The organism is Pseudomonas congelans, assembly GCF_900103225.1.
GTDB classification, from domain to species: Bacteria; Pseudomonadota; Gammaproteobacteria; order Pseudomonadales; family Pseudomonadaceae; genus Aquipseudomonas; species Aquipseudomonas congelans.
Map to the genome: position 1 here is coordinate 1,175,686 of NZ_FNJH01000001.1, position 15,704 is coordinate 1,191,389.

Below are 15,704 nucleotides of genomic sequence, written 5' to 3' on the forward strand. Positions count from 1 at the left end.
TTCCGGGAGACCGCCTTTTGAAAATCATACGTGTGACCGTAACCCCTATCGCCTTTCGCGACCCGCCACTGCTCAACGCCAGTGGTATTCACGAACCTTTTGCCCTGCGCTCGATCATCGAGGTGGAAAGCGACAACGGTTATATCGGCCTCGGTGAAAGCTACGGTGATGCCCCGGCACTGGCGATTCAGCAACAGGTACAGAACCAGCTGATCGGGCTCGACCCGTTCAACCTCAATCAGCTGCGCAGCATCGTTCAGGCGACCGTGGCAGCGCATAAACCAGTCAGCCTGGCCGGTGCCGAACTGGCGCCGGGCTCACACGCCAGCAAGGCGGTAAGCAATGCTTATTCTGCGTTCGAAGTGGCGTTTCTGGACCTGCAGGCGCGTTCCATGAACCTGCCACTGGTGGACCTGCTCGGCGGTGCCATTCGTGACCAGATACCCTTCAGCGCCTACCTGTTCTTCAAATACGCGCAGCATGCCGATGCGCCCTACGCGCCCGACAGCTGGGGTGAAGCGCTCAGCGAAGAGCAGATCGTCGCCCAGGCCCGGCGCATGATCGACGCCTATGGCTTCAAAAGCATCAAGCTCAAGGCCGGTGCGCTGCAGCCGGAACACGAGGTGTCGTGCATAAAGGCACTGAAAAAAGCCTTCCCCGGTTATCCTCTGCGCATCGACCCCAACGGCAACTGGTCACTCGAGACCTCGATTCGCATGGCCGAACTGCTGGGCGATGATCTGCAATATTACGAAGACCCGACGCCGGGCCTGGACGGCATGTCCGAATTGCATAAACGCACCGGCCTGCCGCTGGCGACCAACATGGTGGTGACCGATTTCGACGAGTTCCGCCGCAGCGTGGCCCTCGACAGCGTGCAGATCGTGCTCGCTGACCACCATTACTGGGGTGGCCTGCGTGACACGCAGGCGCTGGCGAAGATGTGCGACACCTTCGGCCTGGGCGTGTCGATGCACTCCAACTCGCATCTGGGTATCAGCCTCATGGCCATGGCCCACGTCGCAGCGGCGGTGCCCAATCTGGACTACGCCTGCGACACGCACTACCCGTGGCAGGAACCGGACGAGGAAGTCATCAAGGGTGGCAAACTGCCGATTGTCGATGGCTGCGTCAGCATCACCCGCGCCCCAGGCCTAGGGCTGGAACTGGACTACGACCAGCTCGGCAAGCTCAACGATCAGTACCACAGTTGTGGCATTCGGCAACGCGATGATGTGAAGCAGATGCAGAAGTACAAGCCGGAATGGAAGGCGGTCAAACCGAGGTATTGAGCGTCTGCCAGCGAGAAATGGGCTGGACAGGCACAGAGTCCGTCCAGCTTGAGAAACTTTATTCCTTGATCAAGGCAATGGGTCGAACTTCAATTCGCTGAGGCTTTGCACCTTGTCTTCGCGAACCATCTTGTATTCGGTGTTCGGGCCTATCCAGTGTGCCCAGATTGCGTCGATCTCGCCTGCGGCTTCCATTGCGCGCAGCGATTCATTGACCTTCGCCAGAAAAGCCGGTTCGCCCTGGCGCATGCCGGCACCAATGGGTTCAAGCGCCATCGGTTCTTTGGCGATTGCCAATTCCACGCCGCCGGCCTTGGCTTGCCCGACCAGCTTGATCGCAGTCATGGTATTGGTCACCAGGCCCACCACCTTGTTCTGTTGCAGCGCCATGTAGGCAGAGCCGGTGTCCTGGAAGGTCACTGGCGTTGCGTCAGCGAGGCGGATCGACTGCTCGGAGGTAGAGCCTTTGGTCGAACTGATGCGTTTACCCTTGAAGAACGATTTCGGTTGATCGGCATTCGCCGCACGAACCACCAGTGTTTCCTTGGCGATGTAGTAAGGGTCGCTGAACTGGATCTGGTCGGCACGGCTCTTGGTGTAAGCCAGGTTGGCGAAAATCACGTCCACGCGGCCCATTTTGACTTCCGGGATACGTGCTTCGACCGACAGCGGCTTGAGTTCCAGCGCCACGCCCATGTGTTTGGCGAGGGCTTTGCACAGGTCGACGTCCATGCCCACCAGTTCGCGGGTTTCAGGGTCCGGTGCCGAGAACGGCGGAACGTCGGCATACACGCCACAGCTGAGGCTTTTCTTGCTCATCACATCGCTGAGCTGATCGGCATGGACCACCGAAACAGCCAACGGCGACAACGCCAGGGCAGCCAGTACAGACTTGATACGCATGGTGAGACTCCTGAAATGAATAAGTGATTCGCTGAAATCAGTGCCTGCGCTCAATGGCTGCGCAGGTCGGCAATGAAGCGCTGGGCACGCGGATGGCTCGGTTGCTGAAAGAACACCTCAGGGCTGGATTTTTCGAGGATCTGCCCCGCGTCCATGAACCAGATGGTGTCGGCCACTTCCCGGGCAAAATTCATCTCGTGGGTGACGCACATCATGGTCATGCCTTCTTTGGCCAGGCCCTTCATGACGCCGAGCACCTCGCCGACCATCTCCGGGTCGAGTGCGCTGGTGGGCTCGTCAAACAGCATGACGGGCGGCTCCATGGCCAGCGCGCGGGCAATCGCCACACGCTGCTGCTGGCCACCGGACAACTGCGCGGGATAGGCACCGGCCTTGTGTGCCAGCCCTACCCGATCCAGCAATTCCATGGCGCGGGCGCGTGCTTCGCTGCTCTTCAGGCCGCGCACCTTGGTCGGGGTCAGGATGATGTTGTCGAGCACCGACAAATGCGGAAACAGATTGAAGCTCTGGAACACGAAACCCACTCGGCTGCGCAGCCGGTTGACGTTGGCGTCGGTGCCATTCACGTCACGGCCATCAAACAGGATCTGGCCTTGCTGCACATCCTCAAGACGATTGACGGTTCTGATCAGCGTCGACTTGCCCGAGCCTGAAGGCCCGCACAGCACCACCACTTCGCCGCGCTGCACTTCGGCGGTGATGTCGGTCAGGGCCTGATACTCGCCATACCATTTGTTGATCCTGGAAAACATGATCATCGGATGCATTGGGCAACCCTCAGTTATCGGTAGTCAAAGGCCGGGAAACGGGTACAGGCGATACATCGCCTTCGCGCTTGCGGGCAATACGCTGCTCCACCACGGCGGCGAGACGGGTCAGGCCGTAGCACAGCACGTAGTAAGTGATCGCCAGGATGAAGAACACCTGGAACGGCTTGGTCAGCAGCTGGTTATTGATCTGATTCGCGGCGAAGGTCACTTCCTGAACGTTGATCACGTAGCCCAGCGACGTTTCCTTGATGATTGAAATGAACTGGCTGATCAGGCTCGGCAAGGCGTTGTACAGCGCCTGCGGCAGGATCACCCAGACCGTGGTGCGCAGGTAGCCCATGCCCAGTGCGCGGGCGGCTTCGTACTGACCGGTCGGCAGCGCCTGGATAGCGCCACGGATGATTTCGCACAGATAGGCGCTCTGATAGACCACCAGCGTGCAGAGCATGGTGGTGAAGCCGGTGATGTTATGGCCGATCAGCAAGGGGACCAGAAAGTAGGTCCAGAAAATCACCATCAGCAGCGGGATGCCGCGCATCACATAGACCCAGAACGTCGCCGGGTAGCGCAGCCAGCGCCACGGCGAAACCCGCGCCAGCGATAGCAGCAGCCCCAGCGGAAAGGCCAGCAACAGGGCCAGCGCCGCCAGCATCAGCGTCGATATCAGGCCGCCCATCGGGCCGTGTGGGTATTGACCGATCAGCAGCAAAGTCCAGTTATCGCGAACAATCGTGAATACATCGAACATCGCCGCCTACCTCGCCATGGCTTTGCTGAACTGCAGGGCCAGCAACGCACCCAGGCCCATCAGCATCAATGAAATGGCCAGGTAGACCACGGTTGCCACCAGATACGCTTCGAAGGTGCGGAAGGTGTAGTTCTCTACCTCGCGGGTGGCATAAGTCAGCTCCACCACGCCGATGGCCATGACCAGACTGGTGTTCTTGAACAGCAGGACTGTGTGATTGATCAGCGACGGCAAGCAGTTGCGAACCCCTTGCGGCAGGATCACGTAACGCATCGAGCGTACATAGCCCAGGCCCAGGGCGCGCGACGCCTCGACTTGCCCGGCCGGAATCGCGCGTAACCCGCTGCGGATGTCTTCACTGAAGTAAGCCGCCTGGCAAAGGCCCAGTGCGATGACCGAGAACAGGTATTCGGTGCTGTAGTTGGCCAGCCAGATCTGCGTGTTTTCGGACAGCAACGTGGGAATACCGAAATACCAGAGCATCAGTTGCACCAGCGTCGGCACATTGCGGTGGTAGGACACATAGCCCGCCACCAGGCGCTCGGCGTACTTGTTGCCGGTCAGGCGAATCGACACCAGCAGCAGAGCAACCACCATCGCCAGGCACCAGGCAACGAAGGCCAGTTGCAGGGTCGTTTCTATGCCCTTGACGATCAGCTCGGCGTACTCGCCCTGCAGGATCGCTGAAAGATCGAATTTACTCGTCATGGTTGTTCCCATAGACATTCAGCCAGGGCAGAAGCAAGGCGCCAGCGGTTCTGGCGCGGGTATGGCATGGCGGCTGGAGCCGCTCTCGTGATGGGGTACAGCCCTTGAAGACGCAGCTTCAGCCTTCGTAGTCCTGCGGGCGCGCAGTCGACAGTCCGCCGGGGACCTGCAGCGTCGGGGTAATTTCCATATGCCCGATGTTGACCGCGATGGGCGCGGCAATCACATAGGCGATCGCATCGGCAATGTCCTTGGCCACCGGCAGCTCATAGCCCTCGATGAAACGCTTGCGCACTTCCTCGGAGTCGCCGTGCACGTGGGCAAAGATATCCGTCGCCACGCGCCCCGGACAGATTTCGGTGACCCGCACGCGCTTGCCGAAGGCATCAATGCGCAACTGCCGGGACAGCATGCTTACCGCCGCCTTGGTCGCGTGGTACGTCGAGTTGCCACCGAAGTTGTAGGCCGCAGCGATCGAGCTGATGTTGATGATGTGCCCGCAATCACGCTCGACCATCCCTGGCAACGAGAGCCTGGCGATCTGCAATACCGCGCGCAGGTTCACATCAACCAGCAGATCAATGCCTTCGGCGTCCGCCTTGAGCAGCGAGCCAGGCCGGTCGACTCCGGCATTGTTGACCACCACATCGAAATGATGGGCCTGAAACAAGCCCGTCAGGCCAGCCAGATCGGTCACGTCGATGGCGTGTGCGATGCAACCGGTGCGCTGCGCCAGTGCCGCCAGCTTGTCTGCACTGCGCGCCAGCGCATGGACCTGCAGACCTTCGGCACACAGCCGCTCGACGACGGCTTCGCCAATGCCGGAAGAAGCGCCGGTGACCAGCGCGGTTTTGTAATCGGAAAAAGGCATGTCGGGGTTTCCTTGAATAAGCGTCGATCAGCCGCTTGGCTAGTAATGCTGATCGCCTTGTACCGGACTTTAACGAGCGTCACGGGCAGCGACCAAGACACAATGGTTGTGTGGCAATAAGCTGCGCTTATGACCCGAGCAACTGTGAAACCGGGGTGATGACCCCGCCCTGCTCTTCGATGCTTTGGCGAATGCTGCGCGCCAGCTCCACCGCCCCCGGCGTGTCGCCATGCAGCAGAATCGACTGCGCATTGACCGCCACACGCTTGCCGCTCAGGGTGGTGACGGTGCCGTCCTGCAGCAGTTGCGCAACCCTGGCCCGGACCTGCTCCGGGTCCCTGACCACCGCGCCGGCAATGCCTCGCGGTACCAGCAGACAGTTTTCGTCATAGGCGCGGTCAGCCAGAAAGGTCGTCGCCACCCTCAGATTGCACGCCTCGGCGGCACTCTCGATGGCCGCGCTGCTGGATGAACTGATGATCAACTGCGGGTCAAAAGCTGCGACCGCCCTTACCAGAGGCCCGGCCAGTTCGGCATCGGCCGCGGCCATATTGCCCAGCGCACCGTGAAAACTCATGTGCGTGACGCGGTAACCGGCAGCGGCTGCAATACCCGCCAGAGCGCCGAGTTGATACACCAAAATGGCGCACAACTCCTTGAGTTCGATGTTCATCCTGCGACGGCCGAACCCCTGCAGATCAGGGAAGCCGACATGCGCACCGAGATCGATGCCCAGCGCCTTGGCGCGGCGCACCGTGCTGTCCATGATCAACGGGTCTCCGGCATGAAAGCCGCAGGCGACGTTGGCCGAGGAGATCAATGGCATCAACGCCTCGTCCTCGCCCATGGTCCAGGGCCCGAAGCCCTCGCCCAGATCAGCATTCAGATCAATGCGCATGCTCATGTTCCTCCAGTTCGATCAGCGGCTGGCCATAACCGACGCGTTCGTTCTCGGCGGCCAGGAAGCGCACCACGCGTCCTGCCTGGTTACTGCGCACCGGCAGATACAGCAGGCCGATGCGTAACAACCCCAGCAACTGCCCCGCAGCTACTGCATCGCCGGGTTTTACGTAGCGGCTGCGTTCATCAGGATGGCTCGACACAAATACGCCGGGGTTATCGGCGGTTACCACATGGGCAGTCAGCGCAGACGGCTCAGCGGCAACCTGTGTCGCTGAAGGCGCAGCAAAGGCCCGCACAGGCTCGCCTCGGCGAATCACCAGCTCGAACCCCGGGCGTTTCAGTTCCAGCGCAGTAAGCCCGGCGTCCCGAATCCATGCTGCCAGCTGGCGAATCTCTTTGATGTTCATCAGCGATGTCCTTGCAGGCTGCGCAGCGCGAGCATGCGCCGGGCGTCTTCGATGAAAGCGTGATTGGTGTCCAGCGCCTCGACCGCCTCGTCGTAACTGCACTGCACAAAACGCACCTTGCTGCCGATCGGGGCCTGACCAAGGCGCCACAGGTCGGCTTCAATGACCGTGGCAAACTTGGGATAACCGCCACTGGGCTGGGCATCACGCATCTGTACGATCGGCTGACCGCCGTGGGGCACCTGAATCACGCCAGGCACGATGCCGTGAGAGCGAATTTCCAGCGCCTCGCGCGCAAGCAAGGGCGTGCCCTCCATGCGGTAGCCGTAACGGTTGCTCTGCGTGGTGATTTTCCATTCGCCGGCAAAAAACGCGTCTTGCGCCTCGGCACTGAAACAATCGAACTCGGCCGCCGGCAGAACCCGGATGGCGGGCAACCCGTCGAGCATCAACGGCAAGGCCGCCACGGACGATTGCACACCGAAATCACTGGCACGCAGTTGGTTGGCAGCGCCCGCAGGAATCACATCACCCTGCTGCAACGCACGGCCCTGCCAGCCACCAAAAGCCCCACGCAATTGCGTACTGCGCGAGCCCAGCACCACCGGCACATCGACGCCACCGGCCAGGCACAGATAAGCGCGGCTGCCCATCGTCGGGTAATTGAGCCGCAACACCTGATTCTTGCGCGCCTGAGCGACCCAGTTGCCCGGCAGCCGCTGCCCATCGAGCGACGCACCGCAGGCGGCTCCGGTGATCGCGAAGGTACAGTCATCGACAAACCGCACTTCGAACGGGAACAGCGGAATTTCAATGCCCGCCGCGTCTTCATCGTTGCCCAGCAACAGATTGCCGAGCCGCAGTGAAAGCGTGTCCATCGCTCCGGACGTGCCGACGCCATAGCCAAGGCTGCCATGCCGCCCCAGATCCTGGACGGTCGCCAGTGCGGTAGCGCTGATAACTTCGATCATCGGATGATCCTCTCGATACGCAGGCGCAGTTGATCACCTGGTTGCAACAGCGCCGGAGGGTGCTGACCCGCATCGAAAAACACCATCTCCGTGCGTCCTATGGTGTTCCAGCCGCTGGGGCCGGCCGACGCGGAAATACCCGTCTGAACGCCACCGATAGAGACCGACCCGGCACCGATATCGAGTACCGGCACCTTGCGCCTCGGCGTTGCCAGACGCTGATCCATGCCGCCCAGGTAGCAATAACCCGGATGGCTGCCCAAGGCGTATACCGGGTACAGCGGCTCACAGTGCAGATTGGCAACGGCTTCGATATCCAGCCCGGTATGGGCGATGACATCAGCCATGTGCGGGCCGCCATCACCGCCGTACACCACCGGCAATTCAATGATCCGGCCCTGCAACGGCAGCGGCTGGCACTGTTCCCAGGCCTCCAGCAAACGGGTTTTCAGACCGGCCAGATCGCGCGGCGGCGCCGCGAAGGTCAACATCAGGTTGTTCATCCCGGGGACCGCTTCGCGTACCTGCGGCCAGTCCTTGCTCAGACGGGCCAGCGCCCATATCCGTTGCTGCGGTGCCAGGTCGAGCTCACCGGGTGCTTCGAACAGCAACGCAGTGGTTCCCAACAAGGTGATTCTTGGCGCATTCGGCGCCTGCACAAGGGTCATGGCTGGCTCCTTGTCTGCAGCCAGCGCTCCAGATGATGAATATCCATGCCACCCTTGCAGAACACCGGGTCCTGCAGAATGTCGCGATGCAGCGCGATGTTGGTCGAGATACCCTCGACATGCATTTCGCTCAGGGCCAGGCGCATGCGTGCCAACGCCTCGTCGCGACTGGCGCCGTGGGTGATGACCTTCGCCACCATCGAATCGTAGTAAGGCGGGACGCGGTAGCCGTGGCTGACATGCGAATCGACCCGCACGCCAATACCACCGGGGATCAGCCAGCGGGTGACCAACCCCGGCGTCGGCATGAAGCTGCACGGATCCTCGGCGTTGATCCGGCACTCCAGCGAGTGGCCCGACACGCTAACGTCTGCCTGACTGAAACTCAGACGCTCGCCCATCGCCATGCGAATCTGCTGCTGGACAATGTCGATGCCGGAAGTCATTTCCGTTACCGGATGCTCGACCTGCAGACGGGTGTTCATCTCGATGAAATAGAACTCATCCTTTTCAAACAGGAATTCGAACGTGCCGACGCCCTGATAGCCGATCTGGCGGCAAGCCTGTGCGCAACGCTCGCCCACCCTGGCCATCAATGCCGCGTCGATGCCGGGCGCAGGTGCCTCCTCAAGGACCTTCTGGTGGCGGCGCTGCATCGAGCAATCCCGCGAGCCGAGCCAGACGGCATTGCCGTAGGCATCGCATAACACCTGAATCTCGACATGGCGCGGCTGACCCAGAAACTTCTCGATATACAACTCGGGATTGCCGAAGGCGTGTCGGGCTTCTTCGCGGGTCAGCGCAATCGCATCGAGCAGCTGAGACTCTTCCTGAACCACGCGCATGCCCCGCCCTCCGCCGCCGCCTGCGGCCTTGACGATGACCGGGTAGCCGATGTCGCGGGCGATTTGCAGGATGCTTTGCGGATCGGCGGGCATGCTGGTGTCCGGACCGGGTACGCACGGCACGCCGGCCTCGCGCATCGCCCGCTTGGCAGCGACCTTGTCACCCATCACCCGAATGCACGCAGCGCTGGGGCCGATGAAGGTCAGGCCAGCCTGCTCGATGCGCTCGGCGAACGCAGCATTTTCAGACAGAAACCCGTAGCCGGGATGGATCGCCTGAGCACCGGTCAGCTGCGCTGCATAGAGCACGGCCGCCTGATTCAGATAACTCTGCCCCGCTGCGGCAGGACCGATGCACAGCGCTTCGTCGGCCTGCTGTACATAACCGGCGTCGCGATCCGCTTCGGAATAGACCGCTACCGTACGCAGGCCCAGGCCCCTGCAGGCGCGCTGTATGCGCAGGGCGATTTCGCCGCGATTGGCGATCAACACTTTATCGAACATCAAAAACCCCTGATCGGTGAACCCGCAAAACGGTCCGCAAGGCAACTCAAGACCATCAAGCAATGCTGAACAGCGCTTGACCGGCCTGAACCTCTTCGCCATTGGCAACCAGAATGGCAGTCACGACCCCTGCCGCTTCAGCCTTCACCGGATGAAACATCTTCATGGCCTCGACCACTGCCAGGGTCTGCCCCACCTCGACGGACGTGCCTATCTCGACGAAAGGCGGCTGGTCGGGTGCCGGGGTCAGATGCAACACCCCATACAGCGAAGCGCAGGCCTGTGTCTGCTGCACAGCGGCTGTCGTACTTGCCTGAGCCGGAGAAACCGTGCGCGCTGCAGGCGTCGTCTGCGCTGTCGAAACAGCCGGATTGGCGCGATTGGCGACCTGAGCGGGCTCGCGCAGCAAACGCAGCTGCGCGTCGCCTTCACACAGGCTCAGTTCGCTCAGGTCCGATTCGGCCATCAGGTCGATAAGTGCTTTGATACGTTCCGGTTTCATGCAACAGCCCTTGCCTGGCAAATGAAATGTGGCTGAGGGCAATGTAACGAGGCAGGTTTTTGACCGCCAAGACGGTTTGACTGTGGGGTGATAAGCGCCCCTTATGACGTCGGGGTCATTGCGTACGGCGGTTGCCGCGCATCTCTGCGACCAGCTCCAGAAGGATCGCCTTGACCGCCTGGGCCGGAACCGACAGCGGCAAGTGCCCGGATAGGCACAGCGCGAGAGGTGCTTCGATTTCGGGTTCGACAATGCGGCTCAGGTTGACCGCATGCGTGTCTGCCAGCACCCGTGCAGCAGACTCGGGAAGAATGGTCGAGCCGAATCGATCGGCCACTGCTGCGGCCAGCGTCGTCGACGATTCGACTTCTGCCACCACACGGGCACTGCGATCGATACGCACAAATGCCTCGTCCACCAGACGCCGGACAGTGTTGTAGGTGCGCGGCAACAGCAGGTCGATATCGGCCAGTTCGCTGAGCGCAATTTCCTCGCAGCCCTGGAGCGTCTCTTCGGCACTCACCAGGTACAGCTGCTCACGTATCAACGGCACGAAACTCAGGCCATGTACCTCTCGCCCGCCATAGAGAACGGCCATGTCCATGCGCCCGGTCATGATCAGCTCGCTGAGGGTGGTGCCAAAGTTCTCATTGAGGTACAGCAGAATGCCCGGATGACGCTCGCGTACCCGCTTGAGCAACGGCAGCGACAGGGTCGAAGCGGCAGTGCCGGGCGCCAGCCCTACCGACACCGGCCCCGATAACGCGAGGCCGCTGGCATTGACGTCACTCTGCGCCTGCTCGCACTGGCGCAGGATCACCTGAGCATGCCCATACAGAACCTTGCCCGCCTCGGTCGGGGTGACGCCGCGCTTGGTGCGGATCAATAACTGTTGCTGCAACTCGGCCTCCAGCGTCACCAACTGCTGGCTCAGCGCAGGTTGCGCAATGTGCAGCACATCGGCGGCCTGGGTCAGGCTGCCGATATCGACAATTTTCACGAAATACTTCAAACGGCGAAGGTTCAAGGTGCTGCACTCCAGAGTCACGACACACAGACTTCAGCAAGACCCAGGCCAGCTCCGGAAAAACCAGACATAAGCAATTGCTATGTCAGTCCCAGCTGATCGGGTTCTCCAGGCGCTGATCCCCCTGCAACCATTGCCCGCCCGCTTTTGGTGCGACGCTGGTTCATCTGCGGTCATAAGCGCTGCCTATCAACCCAGAACGAACTCGTCTTATGGCGAGCACCTCACCGGCTCGTAACGTATTCCCCGTCAAGGCCATCAACGAGGAATGCCAACGTGACCGCATCTCGCATCGCTGCCCGCGTGCTCCGTATCAAACCGTCGCCAAGCAGCGCTGCTGCCGATCGGGCCAATGAACTGCGGCGCGCAGGCAAATCGATCATCAATCTGGTGGTTGGCGAGCCGGACTTCGACACGCCAGCGCACATTCGTCAGGCCGCCTGTGCCGCCATCGAGAACGGTGAAACGCGCTACACGCTCAACGCTGGCACCACGGCGTTGCGCGAGGCCATCGCCGCCAAGCTGCAGCGTGAAAACGGCCTTGCTTATACGCCTGGCCAGATCGTGGTCACCAGTGGTGCCAAGGCCGCGATCTTCAATGCATTCGCGGCGACATTGGGTGTCGACGATGAAGTGCTGATCCCTGCACCTTACTGGGTGTCCTACCCGGACATGGTCCTGGCCTGCGACGGACGCCCGGTGACCCTGGCATGTCCGGAAGAAAACCAGTTCAAGCTGACTGCCGCGCAACTGCGCAATGCGATCACCCCGCGCACCCGCTGGCTGTTGCTCAATTCGCCGAGCAACCCGACCGGTGCTACCTACAGCGCATCCGAATGGCGCGCGCTGGCCGACGTACTGCTCGATTACCCGCACGTGCTGGTCATGACCGATGACATCTACGAGCACATCCGCTACGACGACGCTCCGCTCAGCCACTTGCTCACTGTCGAGCCAGCGCTGCGCGAACGTGTGCTGATCATCAACGGCGTGTCGAAAACCTACGCCATGACCGGCTGGCGCATCGGCTACGCCGCAGGCCCCGACGATATCATCAAGGCGATGGCGACCCTGCAATCGCAGTCCACCAGCAACGCCTGCTCGGTAAGCCAGGCCGCCGCAGTAGCCGCCTTCAACGGCGACCAGTCTTTTGTCAGCGACAGCGTCAAGGTCTACAAACAGCGCCGTGATCGTTGCCTTGAGCTGATCAACGCCATTGACGGCCTGAGCTGCATCAAGCCCGAGGGCGCGTTCTATCTCTACGTCAATTGCGGGGCACTGATCGGCAAAACCACACCGTCAGGCTCGGTACTGGAAGCCGATACGGACGTGGTTCTGTATCTGCTGGAAAGCCAGGGCGTGGCCGTTGTCGCAGGCACCGCCTATGGCCTGGCACCGTTCTTCCGGATGTCTACGGCTACAGCACTGGAAACCCTTGAAAACGGCTGCACGCGCATGGCGGCTGCTGTCGCAGCGTTGCGCTGAGCACCTCGACATGACGACGCCGAGCCATCCAGCCCTGACCTTCAAACAGGCTTTGTTGGCGATGCTTGGCATATCACTGGTGCTGGGCCTTTCCGCGCTGGATCAGACGGTCATCGGCAACGCACTGCCAAGCATCGTCGCCGAACTCAACGGTTTCGAGTTGTACGCCTGGGTCGCCACCGGCTACCTGCTGGCGTCTATCGTGACCATCCCGATCTTTGGCCGGCTGGGCGATTTTTACGGGCGCAAACCATTCGTGCTGGCTGCAACAGTCATCTTCACGCTGGCCTCGCTGCTCTGCGCACTGGCAGACAGCATGTTGGTACTGGTGATCGGGCGAGCCTTGCAAGGTGTGGGCGGCGGCATGTTGATCGGTACCGCCTTTGCCTGCGTGCCCGAGCTGTTTCCCGACACCCGCCAGCGGTTGCGCTGGCAGGTGTTGTTGAGCGCCATGTTCAGCGTAGTCAATGCCATCGGTCCAGGGCTGGGGGGTTATCTGTCCGGCGAGTTTGGCTGGCGTTCGGTGTTTTGGTTGAACCTGCCACTGGGCGTGGTTGCCTTGTTTTTTGCCTGGCGCTTTCTGCCGTGGTATCGCCCGCAAGGGTATCGACCCCATTCTGCCGGTGCGATCAGGCTCGACTGGCTCGGGGCTTTATTGATCGTACTCGCTCTGGGCAGCCTGCAATTGTTCGTCGAATGGCTGGGCCAGCGTTCTCTGTCGATCAGTCTGACCTGTGGCGCCGTGACCCTTGCGGCCATGGCCGGCCTGTGGTTCCAGGAGCGCCGCTGTGCCTTTGCCTTGCTGCCCGCCGGGCTGTTCGCCAACCGCAGCATCCGCCTGCTGTTCGTCATGTCGCTGCTGGCTGGCGCCATCATGTTCACGCTTCTTTTTTACCTGCCGCTGCTCTTGCAGGGCAGCTACGGCTACTCACCCAAAGACGCAGGGTTACTGCTTACCCCATTGGCGCTGAGCATCACACTGGGCGCCATCGTCAACAGTCGGATCGTGACGCGCATGGACAACCCCAACCGGCTGCCAATCGCAGGGTTCGCGGCCTTGTCAGTCGCCTGCATTGCCCTGGCTCTGATCGGGCTGCATGCCGGGTTCAGCACCTTGCTGGGGCTCATTCTTCTGGCGGGGCTGGGGCTGGGTTTCATTCTGCTCAACCTGACCGTGTTCACCCAGACGCTCGCCGAACGACAATTTCTCGGCATTGCCACGGCGCTGACCCAATCCTTGCGACTGGTCGGCGGTTTGCTGGGCACGGCGGCCATGGGTGTGCTGGTCAAAGTGCTGTATGTCGCCAACCTGCAACGTGCGCTGAGCGCAGCAGGTGAGGCGTCGGCCTTGCCGCGCCTGGCAGACCCTCAGGTTCTGCTGCAGCACGCGCCCTCGGCGAATGTCGATGCGGCTTTGCTGATAGCCCGCACTGCCCTCGCCCAGGCCGTTGGCACAGGGCTGCTGACATGCGCGGGACTCGGCGTGCTCGCGTTGCTGGTTCTGCACCGACTGCCTCGCATCACGCTTCATCAGGTGCCCCGTGCAGCAACGTCTGCAACGAACTCATCTGCAACACCTGCGCCTGAAAAACAACAAGAAACCTGACTGCCGCCTGACTCTGCCTCTCATAAAACACTTAATTACAGCATGAGGATGAACCCGATGGAGCGTATCAATCGCGCCACCCCTTTCGTTGCGGGCTTTTGTGGTCTGCTGATCGCTCAGCAGAGCTACGCCGAAGGTTTTCTGGAGGACAGCAAGGCCAGCATTCTTGCGCGCAATTTCTTCAGTAACGCAGACAATCGCAGCGGCGCTGCCGACCCGAACTACACACAGGAGTGGGGCCAGGGCTTCATGCTCAACTACCAGTCGGGCTATACGCCGGGCACAGTGGGCTTCGGTGTCGATGCACTCGGCCAGTTGGGCATTCGTCTGGACTCGGGCAAAGGCCGCCACTACAACCCGCAAAGCACGGCGTTCAATGGCAATATCTTTCCCACGGACAGCGACGGTCGTGCGGTCGACGAGTTCAGCAGCCTGGGGGCGACGCTCAAGGCACGCGTCTCCAAGACCGAACTGAAATACGGCACGCTGGTGCCCATGCTGCCGGTGGTGATGTCCACCGACCGCATGTTGCAACAGACTTTTCGTGGCGGGCAGATTCAGTCTGGCGACCTGAAGGACTTCACCTTCACCGCAGGCCAGCTGGAACATGTCATGGGCCGTGGTTCGACCAATCAGATGGGCATGTCCATTCCGGGTGCAAACAACCCGCTGACCGGCGAGTTCGTCAACAAGTTCTACTATGCAGGCGTCGATTACAAACCGACCAAAGACCTGACCTTGCAGTACTACTACGGCAACCTGGAAAACTTCTACAAGCAGAACTTTCTGGGCCTGAAATACGACATGCAACTGGGCCCGGGCACCCTGCGCACCGACCTGCGCCATTTCGACAACCGCTCGGACGGTGCCAACGGTCATGACCCGGCGTTCTACACAGTGGGTTATTACGGCAACGGCGTCACCAAGGGTGAAGTCGACAGCCGCCTGTCCAGCGCGCAGTTCACCTACCTGATCAATGGCCACACTTTCGCCGCGGGTTACCAGGCCGTGACAGGCGACAGCGACGCGGTCTGGCTGAATCAGGGTGACGGTTCGACCGCTTACTTCATGACCGAGTCCATGATCGGTAAATTCCAGCGTGCCGGAGAGCGTACCTGGCAGGTCCGCTATGGCTACGATTTCGCCAGACTGGGCGTACCGGGTCTCAACTTCCTGGCAATGTATGAAAGCGGCTCGAACATCCAGACGTCCGACGGCGACAAGAAGGAATGGGAACGCAACGTGACCCTGAGTTATGTAGTGCAGTCCGGCCCGGCAAAAAACCTCAGCGTCGCGCTACGCCACGCGCAACTGCGCACCGAATTCGCCAGCCAGCGTGACTCGGACGAGCACCGGGTGATCGTCAGTTACCCGATCAATATTTTCTAAGGCAACGGGACAGCAGATGCAGGACGTGTCTGCTGTGCGAACCGGCATCAGTCACCCGAACTCGTATTGGCCAATCATTCGTTA

General features: G+C 61.0%; 16 protein-coding genes. 4 read left to right on the plus strand and 12 right to left on the minus strand.

The genetic code is table 11. From position 1 onward, the window contains the following. The first annotated feature begins 17 nt into the window (after positions 1-17). Complete coding sequence (locus tag BLR20_RS04580) at positions 18-1,292, plus strand: glucarate dehydratase family protein (protein ID WP_054994154.1); 1,275 nt, start codon at positions 18-20, stop codon at positions 1,290-1,292. Between the two features lie 69 nt (positions 1,293-1,361). On the opposite strand, the gene BLR20_RS04585 is transcribed toward BLR20_RS04580, so the two are convergent. From BLR20_RS04585 to nac, 12 genes are all read right to left on the minus strand, one after another. After that, complete coding sequence (locus BLR20_RS04585; RefSeq protein WP_054994155.1) at positions 1,362-2,195, minus strand: ABC transporter substrate-binding protein; 834 nt, start codon at positions 2,193-2,195, stop codon at positions 1,362-1,364. A 50-nt stretch (positions 2,196-2,245) separates the two neighbouring features. Further along, positions 2,246-2,974 (minus strand): amino acid ABC transporter ATP-binding protein, encoded by a 729-nt coding sequence (locus tag BLR20_RS04590; protein WP_170963801.1) that lies wholly within the window; start codon positions 2,972-2,974, stop codon positions 2,246-2,248. 19 nt (positions 2,975-2,993) lie between these two features. Then, the gene (locus BLR20_RS04595; RefSeq protein WP_054994156.1) at positions 2,994-3,734 is read right to left on the minus strand and encodes an amino acid ABC transporter permease; all 741 of its coding nucleotides are present in this window, start codon (positions 3,732-3,734) and stop codon (positions 2,994-2,996) included. Between the two features lie 6 nt (positions 3,735-3,740). Next, positions 3,741-4,442, minus strand: a complete 702-nt coding sequence (locus BLR20_RS04600; protein WP_054994157.1) for an amino acid ABC transporter permease — start codon at positions 4,440-4,442, stop codon at positions 3,741-3,743. A 118-nt stretch (positions 4,443-4,560) separates the two neighbouring features. Then, positions 4,561-5,313, minus strand: coding sequence for an SDR family oxidoreductase (locus BLR20_RS04605; RefSeq protein ID WP_054994158.1), 753 nt, complete (start codon positions 5,311-5,313; stop codon positions 4,561-4,563). Positions 5,314-5,440: 127 nt separating this feature from the next. Further along, positions 5,441-6,211 (minus strand): LamB/YcsF family protein, encoded by a 771-nt coding sequence (locus BLR20_RS04610; RefSeq protein WP_054994159.1) that lies wholly within the window; start codon positions 6,209-6,211, stop codon positions 5,441-5,443. After that, positions 6,201-6,623, minus strand: coding sequence for an acetyl-CoA carboxylase biotin carboxyl carrier protein (locus tag BLR20_RS04615; RefSeq protein ID WP_054994160.1), 423 nt, complete (start codon positions 6,621-6,623; stop codon positions 6,201-6,203). The genes BLR20_RS04610 and BLR20_RS04615 overlap by 11 nt, the downstream gene beginning before the upstream one ends. Further along, positions 6,623-7,594, minus strand: coding sequence for a 5-oxoprolinase subunit C family protein (locus BLR20_RS04620; protein ID WP_054994161.1), 972 nt, complete (start codon positions 7,592-7,594; stop codon positions 6,623-6,625). Before BLR20_RS04620 ends, BLR20_RS04615 begins: the two co-directional genes overlap by 1 nt. Continuing rightward, positions 7,591-8,262 (minus strand): 5-oxoprolinase subunit PxpB, encoded by a 672-nt coding sequence (gene pxpB, locus BLR20_RS04625; protein ID WP_054994162.1) that lies wholly within the window; start codon positions 8,260-8,262, stop codon positions 7,591-7,593. The genes BLR20_RS04620 and pxpB overlap by 4 nt, the downstream gene beginning before the upstream one ends. Continuing rightward, entirely contained in the window at positions 8,259-9,611 is a 1,353-nt protein-coding gene (gene accC, locus BLR20_RS04630) for an acetyl-CoA carboxylase biotin carboxylase subunit (RefSeq protein WP_054994163.1), read from the minus strand. The genes pxpB and accC overlap by 4 nt, the downstream gene beginning before the upstream one ends. A gap of 55 nt (positions 9,612-9,666) precedes the next feature. After that, the gene (locus BLR20_RS04635; RefSeq protein ID WP_054994164.1) at positions 9,667-10,113 is read right to left on the minus strand and encodes an acetyl-CoA carboxylase biotin carboxyl carrier protein; all 447 of its coding nucleotides are present in this window, start codon (positions 10,111-10,113) and stop codon (positions 9,667-9,669) included. Between the two features lie 115 nt (positions 10,114-10,228). Then, a complete protein-coding gene (gene nac / locus BLR20_RS04640; RefSeq protein WP_054994165.1) occupies positions 10,229-11,140 on the minus strand; it encodes a nitrogen assimilation transcriptional regulator NAC in 912 nt (303 codons plus the stop codon). 276 nt (positions 11,141-11,416) lie between these two features. Here nac and BLR20_RS04645 point away from each other — a divergent pair, with 276 nt between their 5' ends. From BLR20_RS04645 to BLR20_RS04655, 3 genes are read left to right on the plus strand one after another with little or no spacing between them, the layout of a single operon-like run. Next, the gene (locus tag BLR20_RS04645) at positions 11,417-12,625 is read left to right on the plus strand and encodes an aspartate transaminase (RefSeq protein ID WP_054994166.1); all 1,209 of its coding nucleotides are present in this window, start codon (positions 11,417-11,419) and stop codon (positions 12,623-12,625) included. Positions 12,626-12,635: 10 nt separating this feature from the next. After that, on the plus strand, positions 12,636-14,231 hold the full coding sequence (locus BLR20_RS04650) for an MFS transporter (RefSeq protein ID WP_054994213.1): 1,596 nt from the start codon (positions 12,636-12,638) through the stop codon (positions 14,229-14,231). Positions 14,232-14,288: 57 nt separating this feature from the next. Continuing rightward, entirely contained in the window at positions 14,289-15,620 is a 1,332-nt protein-coding gene (locus BLR20_RS04655; protein ID WP_024643274.1) for an OprD family porin, read from the plus strand. The last annotated feature ends 84 nt before the right edge of the window (positions 15,621-15,704 follow it).

Excerpts from the sequence above, each read along its gene's own strand:
- pxpB (WP_054994162.1), bottom strand. The coding sequence starts at position 8,262 with ATGACCCTTGTGCAGGCGCCGAATGCGCCAAGAATCACCTTGTTGGGA.
- BLR20_RS04585 (WP_054994155.1), bottom strand. The coding sequence starts at position 2,195 with ATGCGTATCAAGTCTGTACTGGCTGCCCTGGCGTTGTCGCCGTTGGCT.
- BLR20_RS04610 (WP_054994159.1), bottom strand. The coding sequence starts at position 6,211 with ATGCGCATTGATCTGAATGCTGATCTGGGCGAGGGCTTCGGGCCCTGG.
- BLR20_RS04595 (WP_054994156.1), bottom strand. The coding sequence starts at position 3,734 with ATGTTCGATGTATTCACGATTGTTCGCGATAACTGGACTTTGCTGCTG.
- BLR20_RS04605 (WP_054994158.1), bottom strand. The coding sequence starts at position 5,313 with ATGCCTTTTTCCGATTACAAAACCGCGCTGGTCACCGGCGCTTCTTCC.
- BLR20_RS04615 (WP_054994160.1), bottom strand. The coding sequence starts at position 6,623 with ATGAACATCAAAGAGATTCGCCAGCTGGCAGCATGGATTCGGGACGCC.
- BLR20_RS04635 (WP_054994164.1), bottom strand. The coding sequence starts at position 10,113 with ATGAAACCGGAACGTATCAAAGCACTTATCGACCTGATGGCCGAATCG.
- accC (WP_054994163.1), bottom strand. The coding sequence starts at position 9,611 with ATGTTCGATAAAGTGTTGATCGCCAATCGCGGCGAAATCGCCCTGCGC.
- BLR20_RS04600 (WP_054994157.1), bottom strand. The coding sequence starts at position 4,442 with ATGACGAGTAAATTCGATCTTTCAGCGATCCTGCAGGGCGAGTACGCC.
- BLR20_RS04590 (WP_170963801.1), bottom strand. The coding sequence starts at position 2,974 with ATGATCATGTTTTCCAGGATCAACAAATGGTATGGCGAGTATCAGGCC.
- BLR20_RS04620 (WP_054994161.1), bottom strand. The coding sequence starts at position 7,594 with ATGATCGAAGTTATCAGCGCTACCGCACTGGCGACCGTCCAGGATCTG.
- BLR20_RS04655 (WP_024643274.1), top strand. The coding sequence starts at position 14,289 with ATGGAGCGTATCAATCGCGCCACCCCTTTCGTTGCGGGCTTTTGTGGT.
- BLR20_RS04650 (WP_054994213.1), top strand. The coding sequence starts at position 12,636 with ATGACGACGCCGAGCCATCCAGCCCTGACCTTCAAACAGGCTTTGTTG.